19 protein-coding genes are annotated in these 17,088 nt (G+C 72.2%); 14 read left to right on the top strand and 5 right to left on the bottom strand.

The window, feature by feature from the left end; genetic code table 11:
• The first annotated feature begins 11 nt into the window (after positions 1-11).
• Together hemB and PV789_RS26880 are read left to right on the top strand one after the other, a co-directional pair.
• A complete protein-coding gene (hemB, locus tag PV789_RS26885; RefSeq protein WP_248772366.1) occupies positions 12-1,010 on the top strand; it encodes a porphobilinogen synthase in 999 nt (332 codons plus the stop codon).
• Between the two features lie 97 nt (positions 1,011-1,107).
• Positions 1,108-1,761 carry a bifunctional DNA primase/polymerase gene (locus PV789_RS26880; RefSeq protein WP_274975119.1) on the top strand — a complete coding sequence of 218 codons (654 nt, stop codon included), beginning with the start codon at positions 1,108-1,110 and terminating at the stop codon, positions 1,759-1,761.
• 66 nt (positions 1,762-1,827) lie between these two features.
• Here the strand turns inward: PV789_RS26880 and map are convergent, their stop codons facing one another.
• The 3 genes from map to PV789_RS26865 form a co-directional block, all read right to left on the bottom strand.
• A complete protein-coding gene (map, locus tag PV789_RS26875; protein WP_274975118.1) occupies positions 1,828-2,598 on the bottom strand; it encodes a type I methionyl aminopeptidase in 771 nt (256 codons plus the stop codon).
• A gap of 225 nt (positions 2,599-2,823) precedes the next feature.
• Positions 2,824-3,501, bottom strand: a complete 678-nt coding sequence (locus PV789_RS26870; RefSeq protein WP_274975117.1) for a response regulator — start codon at positions 3,499-3,501, stop codon at positions 2,824-2,826.
• Positions 3,498-4,946, bottom strand: coding sequence for a sensor histidine kinase (locus PV789_RS26865; protein WP_274975116.1), 1,449 nt, complete (start codon positions 4,944-4,946; stop codon positions 3,498-3,500). Before PV789_RS26865 ends, PV789_RS26870 begins: the two co-directional genes overlap by 4 nt.
• A gap of 196 nt (positions 4,947-5,142) precedes the next feature.
• Between PV789_RS26865 and PV789_RS26860 the strand changes: the two genes are divergently transcribed.
• Positions 5,143-5,847, top strand: a complete 705-nt coding sequence (locus PV789_RS26860; RefSeq protein ID WP_274975115.1) for a hypothetical protein — start codon at positions 5,143-5,145, stop codon at positions 5,845-5,847.
• A 160-nt stretch (positions 5,848-6,007) separates the two neighbouring features.
• Here PV789_RS26860 and rraA read toward each other — a convergent pair whose 3' ends face one another.
• On the bottom strand, positions 6,008-6,496 hold the full coding sequence (gene rraA, locus PV789_RS26855; protein WP_274975114.1) for a ribonuclease E activity regulator RraA: 489 nt from the start codon (positions 6,494-6,496) through the stop codon (positions 6,008-6,010).
• A 287-nt stretch (positions 6,497-6,783) separates the two neighbouring features.
• Between rraA and PV789_RS26850 the strand changes: the two genes are divergently transcribed.
• The 7 genes from PV789_RS26850 (at position 6,784) to PV789_RS26820 (ending at position 12,723) form a co-directional block, all read left to right on the top strand.
• Complete coding sequence (locus PV789_RS26850; protein ID WP_274975113.1) at positions 6,784-7,473, top strand: phosphatase PAP2 family protein; 690 nt, start codon at positions 6,784-6,786, stop codon at positions 7,471-7,473.
• Between the two features lie 142 nt (positions 7,474-7,615).
• Positions 7,616-9,028 carry an AAA family ATPase gene (locus PV789_RS26845; protein WP_274975112.1) on the top strand — a complete coding sequence of 471 codons (1,413 nt, stop codon included), beginning with the start codon at positions 7,616-7,618 and terminating at the stop codon, positions 9,026-9,028.
• The gene (locus PV789_RS26840) at positions 9,025-9,162 is read left to right on the top strand and encodes a hypothetical protein (RefSeq protein ID WP_274975111.1); all 138 of its coding nucleotides are present in this window, start codon (positions 9,025-9,027) and stop codon (positions 9,160-9,162) included. Before PV789_RS26845 ends, PV789_RS26840 begins: the two co-directional genes overlap by 4 nt.
• 87 nt (positions 9,163-9,249) lie before the next feature.
• Entirely contained in the window at positions 9,250-10,545 is a 1,296-nt protein-coding gene (hemL, locus tag PV789_RS26835) for a glutamate-1-semialdehyde 2,1-aminomutase (protein WP_274975110.1), read from the top strand.
• Positions 10,546-10,600: 55 nt separating this feature from the next.
• A complete protein-coding gene (locus tag PV789_RS26830) occupies positions 10,601-11,236 on the top strand; it encodes a histidine phosphatase family protein (protein WP_248772357.1) in 636 nt (211 codons plus the stop codon).
• A gap of 224 nt (positions 11,237-11,460) precedes the next feature.
• Positions 11,461-11,559 (top strand): 30S ribosomal protein bS22, encoded by a 99-nt coding sequence (locus PV789_RS26825; RefSeq protein WP_013155353.1) that lies wholly within the window; start codon positions 11,461-11,463, stop codon positions 11,557-11,559.
• A gap of 225 nt (positions 11,560-11,784) precedes the next feature.
• Positions 11,785-12,723, top strand: coding sequence for an NAD-dependent epimerase/dehydratase family protein (locus PV789_RS26820; RefSeq protein ID WP_274975109.1), 939 nt, complete (start codon positions 11,785-11,787; stop codon positions 12,721-12,723).
• A 314-nt stretch (positions 12,724-13,037) separates the two neighbouring features.
• Here the strand turns inward: PV789_RS26820 and PV789_RS26815 are convergent, their stop codons facing one another.
• Positions 13,038-13,826, bottom strand: coding sequence for an HAD family hydrolase (locus PV789_RS26815; RefSeq protein ID WP_274975108.1), 789 nt, complete (start codon positions 13,824-13,826; stop codon positions 13,038-13,040).
• A 248-nt stretch (positions 13,827-14,074) separates the two neighbouring features.
• Here PV789_RS26815 and PV789_RS26810 point away from each other — a divergent pair, with 248 nt between their 5' ends.
• The 4 genes from PV789_RS26810 (at position 14,075) to PV789_RS29850 (ending at position 16,912) form a co-directional block, all read left to right on the top strand.
• Positions 14,075-15,223, top strand: a complete 1,149-nt coding sequence (locus PV789_RS26810; RefSeq protein ID WP_274975107.1) for a putative quinol monooxygenase — start codon at positions 14,075-14,077, stop codon at positions 15,221-15,223.
• Positions 15,224-15,475: 252 nt separating this feature from the next.
• Entirely contained in the window at positions 15,476-16,174 is a 699-nt protein-coding gene (locus PV789_RS26805; protein ID WP_274975106.1) for an LmeA family phospholipid-binding protein, read from the top strand.
• A 216-nt stretch (positions 16,175-16,390) separates the two neighbouring features.
• Complete coding sequence (locus PV789_RS26800; RefSeq protein ID WP_274975105.1) at positions 16,391-16,729, top strand: TlpA family protein disulfide reductase; 339 nt, start codon at positions 16,391-16,393, stop codon at positions 16,727-16,729.
• A gap of 96 nt (positions 16,730-16,825) precedes the next feature.
• Positions 16,826-16,912: a putative leader peptide gene (locus PV789_RS29850; protein ID WP_352983320.1), complete on the top strand. Its 87-nt coding sequence runs from the start codon at positions 16,826-16,828 to the stop codon at positions 16,910-16,912.
• Positions 16,913-17,088 lie beyond the last annotated feature (176 nt).

Raw genomic sequence — 17,088 nt, 5'->3', positions numbered from 1 at the left:
GGAGTCCCGTGATGAACGCCTCCAGCAACGACGCCGCCTTCCCCGCGGTCCGGCCGCGCCGCCTGCGCCGCGGTCCGGCGCTGCGCCGCCTGGTCGCCGAGACCCGGGTCCGCCCCGAGAACCTCGTCCTGCCGATGTTCGTCAAGGAGGGCATCACCGAGCCGGTGGCCGTCTCCTCGATGCCCGGCCAGGTGCAGCACACGCGTGAGAGCCTGCGCAAGGCGGCCCACGAGGCGGCCGCCGCCGGGGTCGGCGGGCTGATGCTGTTCGGCATCCCCGCGCACAAGGACGCGCACGGCTCGGCCGCCGACGACCCCGAGGGGATCGTCCAGGCCGCCCTGCGCGACCTGTCCGCCGAGGTCGGCGACGACCTCGTGGTGATGGCTGACCTGTGCCTGTGCGAGTACACCGACCACGGCCACTGCGGTCCGCTGGAGGTGGACGGGCACGTCGACAACGACCTCACCCTGGAGCGGTACGCGTCCGTGGCCGCCGCCCAGGCCGAGGCGGGCGCCGCCGTGGTGGCGCCCAGCGGCATGATGGACGGCCAGGTCGCGGCGATCCGCGCCGGGCTGGACCGCACCGGGCACCAGCAGGTGCCCATCCTGGCCTACGCCGCCAAGTACGCGTCGGCGTTCTACGGCCCCTTCCGCGAGGCCGCGGAGGGCGCACCGCAGTTCGGCGACCGCTCCGGCTACCAACAGGACCCCGCCAACGCGCGCGAGGCGCTGCGCGAGGTGGCCCTGGACGTCGCCGAGGGCGCGGACATGGTGATGGTCAAACCCGGCCTGGCCTACCTCGACATCGTGGCCAAGGTGGCCGAGGCCTCCCCGGTACCCGTGTCGGCCTACCAGGTCAGCGGCGAGTACGCGATGATCGAGGCGGCCGCGGAGCGGGGCTGGATCGACCGCGAGCGGGCCATCGTGGAGACACTGACCTCCTACCGCAGGGCAGGGGCCGAGCAGATCCTCACCTACTGGGCGACCGAGGCCGCCCGCCTGCTGCGGTAGCGCGACCAGGCCCCTCGCCCCGGTCGCGGTCTCCGGGCGCCGGGCCTCCCGAAGGCGAGGCCGCGCCTGGAACACGAGCGAACACCGGGGAGGCTCCATGGCCGAGGTTCTGTACCGACGTAAGCGCCGCCATGCGGCGGCCAGCATGCTGGACGCGGCTCTGGGCTACGCCGAGCTGGGCTGGCCGGTGGCGCGCGGCACCTCGCCGGGGCAGGACCGCGCGTGCAGCTGCGACCGGATGGGCTGTCCGGACCCGGCGGCGCACCCGGTGACGATGGCCTGGGGCGTGGAGGCCAGCACCGACACCGACACCATCCGGCGGTGGTGGACGGCCACCCCCGACGCGAACATCATCCTGCCCACGGGGCGGGTCTTCGACGTGTTCGACGTCCCCCGTGAGGCGGGTGTGATGGCGCTGGCGCGCATGGGCCGCTCGGGCGTCCCCGCGGGTCCGGTCGCGGCGGTGGAGTCCTCTCGCTACCTGTTCTTCGTGGCCACCCGTTCGCCGGTGGACGAGGACGAGTGGTGGTCCTGTCACCTGGACTGCGTGCCCGAGGCCGTGGAGGAGATGCCGGGTCTGCGCTGGCACTGCCGGGACAGCTTCGTGCTCGGCGCCCCCTCGCTGCTGCCCTCCGGCGGCCGGGTCACCTGGATCCGCCCGCCGCGCGCCGCGGACGGGGCCGTGGTGCTGCCCGACCCGATCGTGGTGCTCGACATCCTCGCCGACGCGAGCGAGGAGTTCTCCGCCTGACCCCCGGGGCGCGCCGGGCCCGCCGGTGGCGGTACCGGGCCGGGCGCGCGAGCGGCGGTCGGAGGCTCACCCGGGCAGGGTGAGGATCTCGGCTCCCTTGTCGGTGATGGCGATCGTGTGCTCGCTGTGCGCCGTCCGGCAGCCCGTCGCGCTGCGCAGCGTCCACCCGTCGGCGTCGGTGACCAGTTCGTCGGTGTCCGCCATGACCCACGGCTCCAGGGCGAGCAGCAGTCCGGGGCGCAGCTTGTAGCCGCGTCCGGGCTGCCCGGTGTTGGCCACGTGCGGGTCCTGGTGCATCGTCGAACCGATGCCGTGACCGCCGAACTCGGTGTTGATCGGGTACCCCGCCCCGCTGAGGACCGAGCCGATGGCGTGTGAGATGTCGCCGACACGGGCGCCGGGCCGGGCGGCGGCGATCCCCGCCTCCAGCGCGCGTTCGGTCGCGCGGATCATCGCGACGCTCTCCGCGGGCCTGGACTCGCCCACGACGAAGCTGATGGCGGAGTCCGCGGCGACCCCGCCCAGGGAGACGGCGAGGTCGAGCGTGAGCAGGTCGCCGTCGGCGAGCGCGTAGTCGTGGGGCAGGCCGTGGAGCACGGCGTCGTTGACGGCCGTGCAGATGTAGTGGCCGAACGGGCCGCGCCCGAAGGAGGGCGCGTAGTCGACGTAGCAGGACTGCGCTCCGGCCTCGGCGATCATCTCCTGTGCCCACCGGTCGATGTCCAGGAGGTTGGTGCCGACCGTGGCACGGCTCCGTGCGGTCTGGAGGATGCGGGCGACCAGGGCGCCCGCGTCCTTGGCTCGGGCCAGTTCGGCGGGTTTCAGGATCTCGATCATGCGGTGGCCTCTCACGCAACCAATAACTATACCGGCCATACTATACCGGTTCCGGAGGTGGGGTCACGGCCGGATCGCCGGTCGGTCCACCGGAGGGCGGACGCGGACGGCGCCCCGGGGCTCCGCCGCGCCCGCGGGGTGTGCTCAGTGCCCGGGGTTGCGACCGACGCACGTGTCTGGGGACCCTCCGGAGGAGCGGGTCCGTCCGGCCTTCGAGGACGGGCCCTAGCCGCCCCGGCGCTCCCGTATCCACAGGGCGAGCCGGGTGCGGTCGCGCAGCCCGAGCTTGCGCAGGATGCTCGTGACGTGGTTCTTGGCGGTGCCCTCGGTGATGAACAGGGCCCGCGCGACCTCCCGGTTGGTGGCGCCCGTGCCGACGAGACGGGCCACCTCCTCCTCGCGCTCGGACAGCCGGGGCGCCTCCCCGTGCCCCGAGCGGCGGGGCGGGTCCGCCGCGGGGGCGGAGGAGGAGCCTTCGCCCAGCGCGGCGACCAGGAGCTCCGCCGCTGGACCGCCGAGAACGGTCTCGCCCCGGGCGACGCGGCGGATCGCCGCCACCAGTTCCTCCGGCGGCACGTCCTTGAGCAGGTAGCCGCGCGCTCCGGCCCGCAGACCGCCGAAGACCAGTTCGTCGTCGTCGAACGTGGTCAGGACCAGGGCGGGCACGTCCGGGTACTCCGCGCGCATCCGCCCGACGAGGGCCACCCCGTCCATGCGCGGCATGCGGGCGTCCACCAGAGCCACGTCCGGGAGCGGGTCGGCGGCCGACAGGAACTCCAGGGCCTCGACGCCGTCCGCGGCGTCGCCGACGACGTCGACGCCCTCCTCGATCTCCAGCAGTTTGCGCAGGCCCTGCCGCATCAGGATCTGGTCGTCGACGATCAGGACCGAAACAGTGCTCAAGTGGTGCCCCCAGCCGTGCCGTGAACAGTCTCCCGCGTACCGGAGCCCGCGGGAACCTCCGCGCGGAGCCGGAAGCCGAGGGGGCCCGCCGGGGGCGCGCTCCCCGGAGCCGTGCCCTCCGGCGTGCGCTCCCGACAGGTCGGGCTTCCGTCCACCACGTCCTCCCGGGCCCGGCCCTCCGGCGCCGTGTCCTTCCGGGCCCGGCCCTTCAACGTCGTGTCCTCCCGTGTCCGGTCGTCTGCGCACACGTTGCCGCTGAGCATCGTTCCGCCGACGGCCGCGACCCGTTCGGACAGTCCCCGCAGCCCGAACCCTCCGCGCACCGCCTCCTCCGCCGCGCCGCCGCCGTTGTCGGTCACCGTGACCGCGACCCCGTCGGCGCGGGTCAGCACCTCCACCTCGACCAGGTCGGCGCCCGAGTGGCGCATCGCGTTCGTCAGGCCCTCCTGGAGCACCCGGTAGCAGACCAGCTCGGCCTCCTCCGACAGGTCGGGCCAGACACCGGTGCCGGTGACCGCGAACCCGATCCGGATGCCCCCGCCGTCGAAGGAGGCCGCCAGCGCCCGCATCGCGGCCAGCCCCGCGCGTCCCTCCAACCGCAGGGGCCGCAGCGCGCGCACCCAGCGCCGGGTGTCGGTGAGCGCCTCCCTGGCCAGCCCACGGGCCTGCTCCACCTCCTCCCACGCCGCGTCGGGCCGGGCGGTGCGAAAGCGCAGGGCGTTCGTCAGCGACATGGTGAGCGCGGTCAGGTAGTGGCCGGTGCTGTCGTGCATCTCCCGGGACATGCGGGCGCGCTCCTCGGCCACGGTGAGCTCGCGGATGCGCTCGGAGCGGCGGCGCAGCTCCCCGTGGGCCTCCTCCAGCGCGGCCAGGAGCTCCCGTGTGCGCTCGGCCCGCCGTGCGGCCACGGTCAGCCCGAGGAACACCGTTCCCGACGCCGCCACGATGAACAGCAGGGTCACCCCGGCGAACAGCCCCACCGCGAACGGCAGGCCGGGGACCACCAGGGTCAGACCGAGGCTGAACACGAGCACGGCGGAGCCGTAGCCGATGCCGCCCGGCAGCCCGAACACGGCCACCGCGTTCATCGTGCCCACGCACAGCAGCAGGAAGGTCGTGTGGTTGCTGCTGAGCATGCAGAACACGGTGAGGGCGAGGAAGGCGGCGCTGACCGCTCTGCGCGGCCACGGGGACGCCGGGGACCAGGCCAGGAACGGCCACAGCGCGCAGCAGAGCAGCAGGACTCCGACGCTGACGAGCACGGCGGCGTTGGCGACCGGTTCGCCGCCGTGGAAACGCATCTGCCCGCTCAGGAACAGCAGCGCGTAAAGGCCGAGGGTGAGCGCCACCGCACCCCAGAACAGCAGTTTCAGAACGCGGGGCGGACGGTTCTCGTGCAGCGTGACCCAGGAGGACGGGTCTGTCGCGGAGCCGGGGGTGCGCATTCCTCCGAGCGTAGTCGGGACGTCCCCGTGCGGACCGTCGCGGGAGGTCATGGTCGGGGGCATGTCCGCACCATGACCTCCGGCACGTCCGGTGCCCGCGAAACGCGTGACCGCACCGTGCCCCGCGGTCGATGCGGCCCCGAAAACCTTTTTCCTAGTGTTGTGCCACGGGAACGGCGAGGGAGAGGAAAAAGGAATGAACGGCACGGAGAATCCGGCGGAGGCGAAGAGGGAAAGGCCCCGCATTCCCCTTTCGGGAATTATCGTCACGGCGGTCGCGGTCGCCCTCATGGCCCTCGTCTCCTGGACGGCCTGGCCCGAGCTGCCGGGAACGGTGCTCAGCGGACGGACCAACCTGGACGGCACCCCCGACACGGTCCCCCGGGTGGTGCTCGCGCTTGCCCTGCCCCTGACGACCGGGTTCCTGGCGGTCGTGCTGTCGGCCGCCGTGGTCTTCGGAACCCGTCTCCAGAACGGCCTCCAGGACGCGTTGGGGCTGCCGTCGGCGTCGACGGCGCGGAGCGCCGCGCGGGGCATGAACGCCCTCCTGTGCCTGCTGTCCCTGTTCCTGCTCGTGACGCACGGCGTGCTCGTCCTGGGCCAGGCCGGATGGGACCTCCCGATCAGCCGGGTGCTGGGCGCGGCGACCGGGCTGTTTCTGGTCGGTGTCGGCGCCGTCCTGCCCGCGCCGGAGCCCGGGGCGGACCGCGACGGGCCCATGCTCCGCTGGTGGTCGGCCGCGCACCGCCTCATGAGGACCGGGTTCGTGCTGGTCGGTCTGGCGCAGACGGCGGTCGTCCTGCTCGTCGACCACATGCTGGTGTGGCTCCTCGTCCCGCTCCTGCTGCTCCCCGTGATGTGCGCGGCCGTGGTGCTCCCGCTCCTGCGCGGCCGGGCCTGAGCGCGCGGGGCGACGGGTGCGGGCGGGACGGGCGGAAGCAAGGCTCCGGAGTCCGCTGGGGGCCGCTGAGGGCTCGGCGGGACGCACCGGGAAGGCGTTGGGGATGCGTGGAGGAGGTCACCCCGGCGATCTCCTCCGTTCGCCTCCGCTTGGTCCGGCGTCAGATCCGGATCTCCTCGGCGTTCACCACAACGCCGTCCTCGTCGCTGTAGAGCCACTCGCCCGGCGTGAACGTGACGTCGCCGAAGGCCACGGGCACGTCCAGGCGACCGGCGGCGTCCTTGAGGGACTTGCGGGGGTTGGAGCCCAGCGCCTTCACGCCCAGGTCCAGTCCGGCCAGGGCGCGGGTGTCGCGGACCGCACCGAAGATCACGGTTCCGGCCCAGCCGTTGGCCACGGCCGCCTCGGCGATCATGTCGCCCATCAGGGCCGACCGCAGCGAGCCGCCGCCGTCCACCACCAGGACCGCGCCGTCGCCCGGGGTGTTGAGGACCTGCTTGACCAGGCCGTTGTCCTCGTGGCAGCGGACGGTGCGGATGCGACCGGAGAACACCGCGCGCCCCCCGAACTGGCGGAACTGCGTGGAACAGCTGCGCAGGGTGTCGCCGTGGTCGTCGATGAGGTCCGCGGTGGCGAAGTTCGAGGTCATCGGGGCTCCGTCTCGGGAGGGCGGATGGGCACCGCCGGGAGGGTGGACACCCCCAAGCTACTCATCGGTACGCCGGACCTCCGGTGCGGCACGGCCCCTCCTTCGTCGGTTCCCTCCGTCTCTTTCGTCGATACGGCCGTTTCGCGGGCCCGGGAAGTCCCGGTTGATGACAGGATGAAGCCTTTCCTGTCACCGAATCATGGGATTCCCGTCACCCCCGGACGGGACGTCGCCCAGAACATCCCCCCTGCGCGCGATCCTCCCCCTGAGCGACCCAATGGAGAGAGATGGTCTCTGAGATCCTCGCCGTCAGCGCCGCCTGGTCCCGGGCCCTGATCGAGTTCACGGCGGACCTGGACCCCTGGGTGCAGAGCGTCGCCTACGTGGGCACCGACCTCTTCCTCGGAGTGTTCGCGGTCCTCTTCCTCGCCGCCTGGTGGCGCGCCCGCTCCGTGGACTCCCGCCTGGTCGGTCTGGCCCTGTTCGCCCCCGTCGCCACCGTCGTCGCCTACGCGGTCAGCCGCACGGTGAAGACGTTCTTCGAGCAGATGCGCCCCTGCCAGGCCATGACCGACCTGACCACGATCGCCACCTGCGACCCGCTCGGCGACTGGTCCTTCCCGAGCAACCACGCCGCGATCGCGGGCGCCGCCGCCGCGGCGCTCATCCTGGCCTGGCGCCGCATCGCCGTCCTCGCCGTGCTGCTCGCCGTCCTGGAGGCCTTCTCCCGGGTCTTCGTCGGCGCCCACTACCCGCACGACGTCACCGTCGGCCTCCTCGTCGGCGCCACCGTCGCGGCCCTGGTCTCCCTGGCCGCCTCCCGCCCGATGACCGCCCTCGTGGAGCTGCTCGCCCGCAACGACCGTCTGCGCCCGCTGGTGCGCGCCGAACGGCCGGACACCCCGGCCGCCCCGGACACGGGCGCGCCGACCCTGTCCGACACCCCCGCCCGGGACGGCCACGCCGCCCGGCACTGAGCGGACCCCCGCGTGCCCCACCCCTCCCCCCGGGGGGCGGGGCACACGCGTGTGTGGCCACGGACACATGGCATGCCTGTCGTGTGTGGTTTTTCCGCGCGAAAAGCGGTGAAGCCGCTCGGCTCCGGGGGAGAGTGCCGCGATGCTGCTGAGTTTCCGCGCCGAGAACCACAAGTCCATCCGCGAGGAGCAGCAACTCCTGCTCACTCCCGTCTACGACGAGGCCCGCCCGCAGGAGGTCGACTGGGAGGCCGCCACGGTCGCCGGGGTCTTCGGAGCCAACGCCTCGGGCGAGTCCAATCTCCTGGACGCGCTCTCCTTCATGCGGGACACCGTCCGGTGGTCGATGAGCCGCAACGAACCGGGGAGCGGCATCCAGCGCCACCCCTTCAAGTTGAGCGCGGACGCCCGAAAGGAGCCCTCCACGTTCGTGGTCGACCTCGTGATCGACGGAGTCCGCCACACCTACGGCTTCGGAATCGATGACGAGCAGGTCGTGGAGGAGTGGCTGTACAGCTACCCCAGGCAGCGCAAGCGCGTCGTGTTCGAACGCGACGGGCAGGAGTTCTCCTTCGGAGACCAGGCCTCGGGCAAACTGCGCCAGGTCAGGGAGATCACCGGTCGGAACGTCCTCTTCCTCACCGTCGCCGCCCGCGCCTCGAACGCGGAGGTGGAACCGGTCTACCGCTGGTTCTCCGAGAGCCTCGCCTTCGCCTCGGAACGCAGCCCGGAGCGCAGCCCGGAGCGCCCGGCCTGGCTGTATGGAGGAGCGGCCTCCGAGGAGCGCATGGCTGCTCTCGGTCGCCTGCTGAAGTCCGCTGACACCGGCATCGAGGCCGTGGAACTGCATGAGCAGGCTTCCGGTTCCGAGACGGAGACAGTAACCGTCCAACCACCGCTGCCCGAACGTGAGCAGTTCCGTCAGTGGTCGCTGAAGCGGACCTCGCGGGAACAGCGTGACGACCGTGTGTCCCATGTCGTTCACCTCACGTCGGGAAGCGGTAAGTCGCCGGACATGGCAGCGCTCCTGGCAAACCTGATCCGCGAACGCACCACGCTTCTCTTCCACCACCGGGGGGAGGAGTCCGCGACCCCGCTCCTGTGGGAGGAGGAGTCACTGGGCACCCGGGCGTTCACCACGATCGGCTTCGACGCCCAACGCGCCCTGGAGACAGGTGGAGTCCTCGTCGTCGACGAGATCGACGCCAGCCTCCACCCCTACCTCTCCGCCAAGGTCGTCTCCCTCTTCCAGGACGAGGAACACAACCCCGAGGGCGCCCAACTGGTCTTCACCAGCCACGACGCCGCCCTCCTCGGGCGTGTACGCGGTGAGGAGGTCCTCAAGCGCGACCACATCTGGTTCGTGGACAAGGACGACCGGGGACGGACCTCGCTCTATCCGCTCAGCGACTTCAAGCCGCGAGGAGACGACAACCGCGCCCGGCGCTACCTCACGGGTCGCTACGGCGCGGTTCCGGACGTGGACGACGAGCTGTTCCGGGACGCTCTGCGCAGGCGCGAGCAGGCACGGGAGTCGGAGGAAGCCACCCCGTGAGCAAGGGGCGCAAGAGGGAGCGGAGGGAGACGAGCCTCGACCGCCGCAGGCCGTACCGTGAGGACAAGCGCGTCTACCTCGTCGTCTGCGAGGGCGAGACCGAGAAGCGCTTCCGGGCGCTGATCCGCCCCTGACCCCGACACCGGTCCGGGCGCCGGGACCTCGGCCGACGCGGGGCGGGTCATGGTCCCGGTACCGGACACAGCTGACACACTGGTGAGGTGGGTACTCAACAGACTTCCGCAGAGCTTTTCCAGCGTGCCTCCGCCGTCGTGCCCGGTGGCGTGAACTCCCCCGTCCGCGCCTTCGGCGCCGTCGGCGGCACCCCGCCCTTCTTCGTCAAGGGCGAGGGCCCCTACCTCACCGACGCCGACGGCCGCCAGTACGTCGACCTCGTGTGCTCGTGGGGGCCGCTGATCCTCGGCCACGCGGCCCCCGCCGTCGTCGAGGCCCTCCACGGCGCGGTCGACGCCGGGACCTCCTACGGCGCGCCGACCCCCGGCGAGGTCGATCTGGCCGAGCTGATCGTCGAACGCACCCCGGTGGAGAAGGTCCGCCTCGTCAACTCCGGCACCGAGGCCACCATGTCCGCGATCCGCCTCGCGCGCGGCTTCACCGGGCGCAGCAAGATCGTCAAGTTCGCGGGCAACTACCACGGCCACGTCGACGCCCTCCTGGCCTCCGCCGGTTCGGGCCTGGCCACCTTCGCCCTGCCCGACTCCCCGGGTGTGACCGGGGCCAGCGCCGCCGACACCCTCGTGCTGCCCTACAACGACCCCGAGGCCGTCGAGCGCGCCTTCGCCGAGCACGGCGACGAGATCGCCTGCGTGATCGCCGAGGCCTGCCCCGCCAACATGGGCGTCGTCGCCCCCCGGAACGGGTTCAACGCCCGGATCAAGGAGATCGCGCACGCCAACGGCGCCCTCCTCATCCTCGACGAGGTCCTCACCGGCTTCCGCGTCAGCGCCTCGGGCTGGTTCGGCCTGGAGGGCGTCGCCCCCGACCTCATGACCTTCGGCAAGGTCATGGGCGGCGGCCTGCCCGCCGCCGCGTTCGGCGGACGCGCCGAGATCATGGACCGCCTCGCGCCGAACGGTCCCGTCTACCAGGCGGGCACCCTGTCCGGGAACCCGCTGGCCACCGCCGCCGGCCTGGCCACCCTGCGGGGGGCCACCCCCGAGGTCTACGCCCGCATCGACGAGGTCTCCGCGCGGGTGGCGGCCGAGGTCTCCAAGGCGCTCGGCGAGGCCGGCGTCGTCCACCGGCTCCAGAACGGCGGCAACCTCTTCACGGTGTTCTTCACCGACCAGGAGGCCGTGGACTTCGACACCGCGCGCACCACCGACACCGCGGTCTTCTCCGCGTTCTTCCACGCCATGCTCGACCAGGGCGTGTACCTGCCGCCCGCCGCCTTCGAGGCCTGGTTCTTCTCCGCCGCGCACGACGACGCCGCCGTGGACAGGGTGGTCTCGGCGCTGCCCAGAGCGGCCCGCGCCGCGGCCGAGGCCCAGGGCTGACGCCCAGGGCCGGTACAGCCCCGACGCCCACGACCCCGAAGGAAAGACACACACGATGACGACGACCACCGTCGTGCACCTGCTGCGACACGGAGAGGTGTACAACCCCGGCAAGGTGCTCTACGGAAGGCTCCCCGGCTTCCACCTCAGCGACCGGGGCCAGCAGATGGCGGAGATGACCGCGGAGTGGTTCGAGGGCCACGACATCGCGGCGCTGTTCTCCTCGCCGCTGGACCGCACCCAGGAGACCGCCGTGCCGCTCCAGAAGGCGACGGACCTGCCCGTCACCCTGGACGACCGGCTCATCGAGGCGGCCAACAAGTTCGAGGGAATGAGCCTGTCGCGGCGGTCGGTGCGCGATCCCCGCGTGTTCAGCCGGGTGTACAACCCGTTCCTGCCGTCCTGGGGCGAGCCCTACTCCGAGATCGTCGCGCGCATGGTGGAGGCCGTCAAGGTCGCCCGCCGGGCGGCGTGGGGCCGCGAGGCCGTGTGCGTCAGCCACCAGCTGCCGATCTGGATGACCCGCCGCGCGGCCGAGGGCAAACGCCTCTGGCACCGTCCCGACCTACGCGAGTGCAACCTGGCGAGCGTGACGTCGCTGACCTTCAGCGACCAGCGGCTGACCAGCGTCAGCTACGCGGAGCCCGCCGCCGTCCTGTACAAGGACGAGCCCGCACTTCCCGGGGCGTGACCCGGAGCGCGCACCCGTAACGGTAAGCTGGGCCTTCGGGTGCGGTAGGTGCGCGCTCTCCAGCGCCGGACCCGGGGGACGCCACCCCGGTCGCACCGGCCGATCGGGGCCCCGGGCACGCAGGTGTCCGAACGGCTCCGGTGACCGCATCCGAGCCCCTTGCCGGTTTCCACCGCCCAGCGGTGCGGCATGTCCGTAACCTCCGTCAGCGAGAAGGTGATCCCATGGGTTCCGTCATCAAGAAGCGCCGCAAGCGGATGGCGAAGAAGAAGCACCGCAAGCTGCTCAAGCGCACGCGTGTCGCGCGTCGCAACAAGAAGTAGGACCGGTAGCGGCGAACGTCGTCTCTCCGCGGGCGCGGGCGCGCTCCAGGCACGCCCCGGACGCGGAGACACCGCCGTCCTTGCCCGGCCTTTGCCGGAGCAATGGAATTTTCTGGGTGAGGCGCTGTTGTGTCTCACGGGTCGCGGTCGCCGGTTCACCCCCCGGGTGAACGGTCCGCGGGCCTGCCGGAACAGCTCCCGTCTCCTCCCAAGGAACGTGTCGCCATGGTTCGTGTCGTACTCGTCACCGGGGTTTCCACACCCCTGGCCGCCAGGGTCGCGCAGACCCTGAGCGAGGAGCCCGGGGTCCGCCGGGTGATCGGTGCCGACTCCTCGCCACCGCCCACGGACGAGCCGGGCGTCGAGTACGCCCATGTCGACCTGCACGACGGGAGCCTGGACAGGATCGTCGCCGACTCCGGCGCCGACCTCGTCCTGCACCTGGGCCTGGACACCGCTGGCCGTCCCAACCGCGAGGACAACGTCCTGGGCACCATGCGGGTGCTCGGCGCGGCCCAGCGCTCCACCACCGTCCGGCGCCTGGTGGTGCGGTCCAGCGCCACCCTGGACGCCGACGACGCGGCCGAGGTCGAGCGGCACACCCGCGGCCTCCAGCGCCGACGCCCCGACCTGTCGGTGGCCGTCCTGCGCTTCGCCAACCTCATCGGCCCCTCGGTGAGCACCCCGCTCACGCGTTACCTGGACTCGCGGTTCGTGCCCACCGTGCTCGGCAGCGACCCCGACGTGCAGTTCCTGCACGAGGACGACGGCGCCGAGGCGCTGGTGCGCATGGCGCTCAGCGACGGCACCGGGTTCTTCGACGTGGCGGGCGAGGACTCGGTCCGCCTCTCGCACTGCCTGCGCCGCGTCGGCGGCCAGCGGCTCCCCGTCCCGGCGCGCGGGCTTCGGGTACTGCGCGGTCTGGCCAAGCACGGCCGGATCGACTACGCGAGTTCCAGCACCTCCCGCGCCGTGCGCGCGGGCCTGAACACCTCGGGCATGCACACCGACTCCCTGGAGCGGGTGCTGGAGTGGTCGCCCGCCTACAGCTCGGCGGAGGCCTTCGAGACCTACGCGGGCAGCCGTCGCGGCACGTCCTCGCGCGGAGGCGGTCTGCGGCCCGTCCACGTGCTCGCCCTCGCCAGGGCCACGCTGGGGCGCTGAGGGATCTCCGGTCGGCCCCTGGTGCTGCCCGCGGTGTGGAACGCCCGGAAAGTGCATCTGAGGGCTTTGTGGGCAGCATGAGGTGTTTCGGGCCCCTGGGCCCCCTTGTTCCATTGCACCAGCCGGTCACCCGTCGGCGCCACGCCCACGCGTGACCTGTGGACAACTCCGGTCCCGGGCCCCATCCCGTGCGGCGGCCCTCCCGACGGCGCGGGCGCCCCGCCCGTCCGGTTCCACCGGCCTCCCGGATTCCGGCCTTCGGTCCGCTCGGCCCTTCTGGCCTCCCGGCTCCACCGGCCTCCGGTCCGCCCGGCTCAGCCGGTCCGTCTCTGTCTGACCGCGCGCAGCGCCACGGCACCGGCCACGGCGCCCACGGCGGCCGGGACGGCCACCCGCAGCGCGTTCCGGTGCCGCCGGAAGTCGTGCACCGGCCACCCGTGCGAGCGGGCGTACCTGCGCAGGTCGGTGTCCGGGTTGACCGCGTGCGGGCGCCCCACCAGGGACAGCAGCGGCAGGTCGTTGGAGGAGTCGCTGTAGGCGGAGCAGGAGGCCAGGTCCCACCCCTCCCGGCGGGCGAGGGCGCGCACGGCCACGGCCTTGGCCGGACCGTGCAGCAGGTCCCCGTTCAACCGCCCCGTGTACACGCCGTCGACGCACTCGGCCTCGGTGCCCAGCGCGCCGGTCAGGCCCAGCCGCCGCCGGATGATCTGCGCCAGCTCCACCGGTGTCGCGGTCACCAGCCACACCGGCCGCCCCGCGTCCAGGTGCCCCTGGACGAGCGCCCGGGTGCCCTCCCAGATCCGGTCGGCCATGGTGTCGTCGTAGATCTCCTCGCAGAGCGCGACGAGGTCGCTCACGTCGTGTCCGGCCACGAACGCCAGCGCGGCCTCGCGCGCGGCGTTGATGTGCTCGGGCTGCTCGCTGCCGGTCACCCGGAACACCGTCTGCCCCCACGCGAACCGCATCAGGTCGCGGGTGGTGAACAGGTCCCGGGAGGCCAGGCCCCGGGCGAAGTGGTAGATCGACGCACCCCGCATCAGGGTGTTGTCCACGTCGAAGAAGGCGGCCCCGCGCGCGTTCGGGGACACGGCGTCGTGTGACACGGTTCTCTCCTGGCTTGGGTGGGGGAAGCGGCCCTTCCGGTGTCGGGGCGGCGCTCCCCGCGTAGTGCGAGCCTACGGCCACCCGCGGGCAGGGTGGGGCCGCTGGGATGCGGCGGCAAACCTGGTGATGAAGGTCACAGTGTAAATCCCCGTTGTGGCCTCCACTCTGCAGGATCGTCACCCACACTGGCCCCGCGAATCTGCATCGAGTGCACATCCACCCGCTAACGTGCAGCATCATTGTCGGGATGGTGACGGTAGGACTGGCATTCATAAGCGCGTTGGTGGGCTGGAGCGCCACCGCCGCGCTCGCCGCGTACGCCCAACGCCGTCCCAGTGTGGCCGCGGTCGGATGGCTCATCGCCGCACTGGGTACGACGATCGGCCTCAGCGCGGGCGTGATCGGCGCGATGTTCGACTTCGGCGGGGCCACCTTCCGGCTGCTGCATATCGGCATCAGCCTCCTGGGCCCGCTCTACATGGCCTGGGGTGCGCTGGAGTACGGCGTCCGCTCGCCCCGCGGTCGGTTCACCTCGCGGCTGTTCCTCAGCGCGTTCACCATCGTCCCCCTGGTGGTGCTGTCCGTCGACCGGGTGGGCACCCGCTTCGACGCCTCCTACCCCGCCATGGGCGACCACTACGACCTCATTCCGCGCTCGCTCGTCAACCTCACGCAGGTCCTCGTCGCGGTCTTCCTCGTCTCCGCGCTCGTCGCGGTCGCCCGGCGCGCCTCCGACCACCGCCGCACCGATCTGACGGTGCTGGGGCTGGTCGGCTTGGCCGCGCTGCTGTCCGTCGTGGTCGGCCGCTTCGGCCTCGGCTTCGGGGGGCCGCTGCTGATGCTCGGCGCCGTCGCCGCGCTGTGGGGGGCCGTCGCCATGGCCGCGCGCCCGCGCCGCGACCCCTACGACGACGATGACGACTACTACTACGACGACTACGACGACGGGGGCGCGGACCCCGACGACGATCTCCCGGAGGAGCCCGTGCGCCGCAAGCGTCGCCAAGCCGACCCCTACGACGACTACTACGACGGCCCCCCGGTCCGCCAGGCACCGCCCAGCAAGCTGCGCGGCGTCATCACCATCTACACCCTCGCCGACCAGCAGGGCCCGGGTTTCGACCGCATCGCCGACGCCCTCGTCGCCCAGGTCTCCCACAGCGAGCCGGACACCCTGCTGTTCGCCTGCCACACGGTGCCCAGCGCGCCGCTCCAGCGCATCGTCTACGCGATGTACCGCGACGAGCTGGCGCAGGAGGAGCACGAGCAGCAGCCGCACGTCCTGGAGTTCGCCCGCCTCAGCCCCCAGCACGTGGTCGCCACCAACGTGATCGAACTCTCCCTCGCGGGCGCGGCGGCCAGCGACGGCCTCGCCGCCATGCTGATGCCCCGCTGAGCAGAGCCCGCAGGACCCGTCAACGGGGCCGCAGCGCCCCGTTTCCGCCCCGCGAGATGTCTCGAACCGGTCTAGTTGTCCATCCGGGACAAACCGGTGGAAGGCCCCGGGCGTCCAACCTGTGGTGAAGTAGCCTTTCCGACAGGTTTCCATGACCGGCGCCCGTCGGGCGCCGATGGCGTGTGACCACGACCGGCGGGACGAACCAGCCGAGAGCGCGCCGGAACGAAAGAAAGTGTGCTGGGATCTCCGATGCGTAAGTTTCTCGTCGTTCTCCTGATCCTCCTGGCGGTCGCAGTGGTTGCGGCCGACATCGGGGCACGCGGCTTCGCGCAGAGCATGGTCGCGAGCCAGCTGGCCCAGCGGCTCCAGATGGCCGAGGAGCCGGAGGTGTCCATCGAGGGGTGGGCCTTCCTGCCGCAGGCCGTCAGCGGCACCTACTCCGAGGTCAACATCACCGCCGCCTCGGCCACCATGGACAGCATCACCGTCGAGCAGATCGACGTCACCGCCACCGAGGTCGACGCGCCCCCCGCCGACCTGCTCAACCAGCCGACGGTGGTGGCGGGGCAGCTGGACGGCTCCTTCACCGTCCCCTACTCCTTCTTCAACGCCTACCTCCCCGAGGGCATCACCATCACGACCGAGGGCGGCGAGCCCCGTATCAGCGGTGAGCTGGCCTTCCCCGAGTTCGGCATCAGCACCTCCGTCAACGCGGGCGGCGAGTTCTCCGTCGAGGGCGACACCGTGACCGTCACCCCCGTCGACGTCCAGGTGGGCGACGCCCCCGTCGACCTCAGCGGCATGGCCGCGACCATGCTCACCTTCAGCGCCCAGGCCCCGCAGCTGCCGTTCGGCCTGACCGTCACCGAGATGGAGGCCACCTCCAGCGGCCTGCGGGTCACCGGTACCGGATCGGACGTTCCGCTCATGGGCGCCGACGCGGTCTGACGCCGGCTCCGGCCGCCCCGCGGCGGCGCCGTCGCGGTTCTTCCCGGACGGTACGGCCGCGGGGGCCGGAACGCGCGCCCGCCACCGGCCGCGCGGTCCGCGCCGTTCCGTCACGGGGCGCGCGGACAGAGCCGGGCCGACGGTCGGCCCGCGCACCGGGAGCGGCAGCCGCAGAACCGGAGAAGAACGAGGACACGCAGGGGGAGGGGAAACGCCATGGCGCGACAGGACACGGACGCGGCGGGCGACGTGCTCACCGCGGAGGAGGTCGGCGCCCCGCTGGGGGAGCGGGCCACCCTCGTGCAGTTCTCCACCGCCTTCTGCCAGCCCTGCCGGGCCACCCGGCGCGTCCTCGACGAGGTCGCGGCCATGGTCGACGGCGTCGCGCACGTGGAGGTGGACGCCGAGTCCCGCCTCGACCTCGTCCGCCGCCTGGACGTCACGGGTACCCCCACCGTCCTGGTCCTGGACGCCTCCGGCCGCGTGGTGCGCCGAGCGGGGGGCCAGCCCCGCAAGGCGGACGTGATCGCCGCGATCGGCGCGGCCGTCCTCTGAACCGTTTCCCTCCGGACGCCCCACCCGCGAGAACGACTTCTTTGTGATCCAGCCCACCAGTGACAAACGTGTAACACGGCCTGTAGCGTCTTCGGTGTGACCTCCTTGACGAGCGCGTATCTGACGAAGCGACGGGCAGTGGACTTCTGCCGCGTCGCCGCCGCGCTCTGTCTGTGTCCCTAGGGCGGACGGGCCTCGGAGCCCACGCCCCCTCCGTGCGACTGGTTCTGGTTTTCCGTGTACGCATCTGGGGACAGCACACATGCGGGTCGACCCTCACGGGCAGTGCCTCGCGCCTGCCCTGACCACTTCCGTAACAGCCGTAGCCCCGGCAGCCGCCGACCTTCGCGTTTCCGGCC

Origin of the sequence: Nocardiopsis camelliae (genome assembly GCF_028993595.1) — a bacterium.
GTDB lineage: Bacteria > Actinomycetota > Actinomycetes > Streptosporangiales > Streptosporangiaceae > Nocardiopsis > Nocardiopsis dassonvillei.
This window is presented reverse-complemented; position numbering and strand designations above follow the sequence as displayed.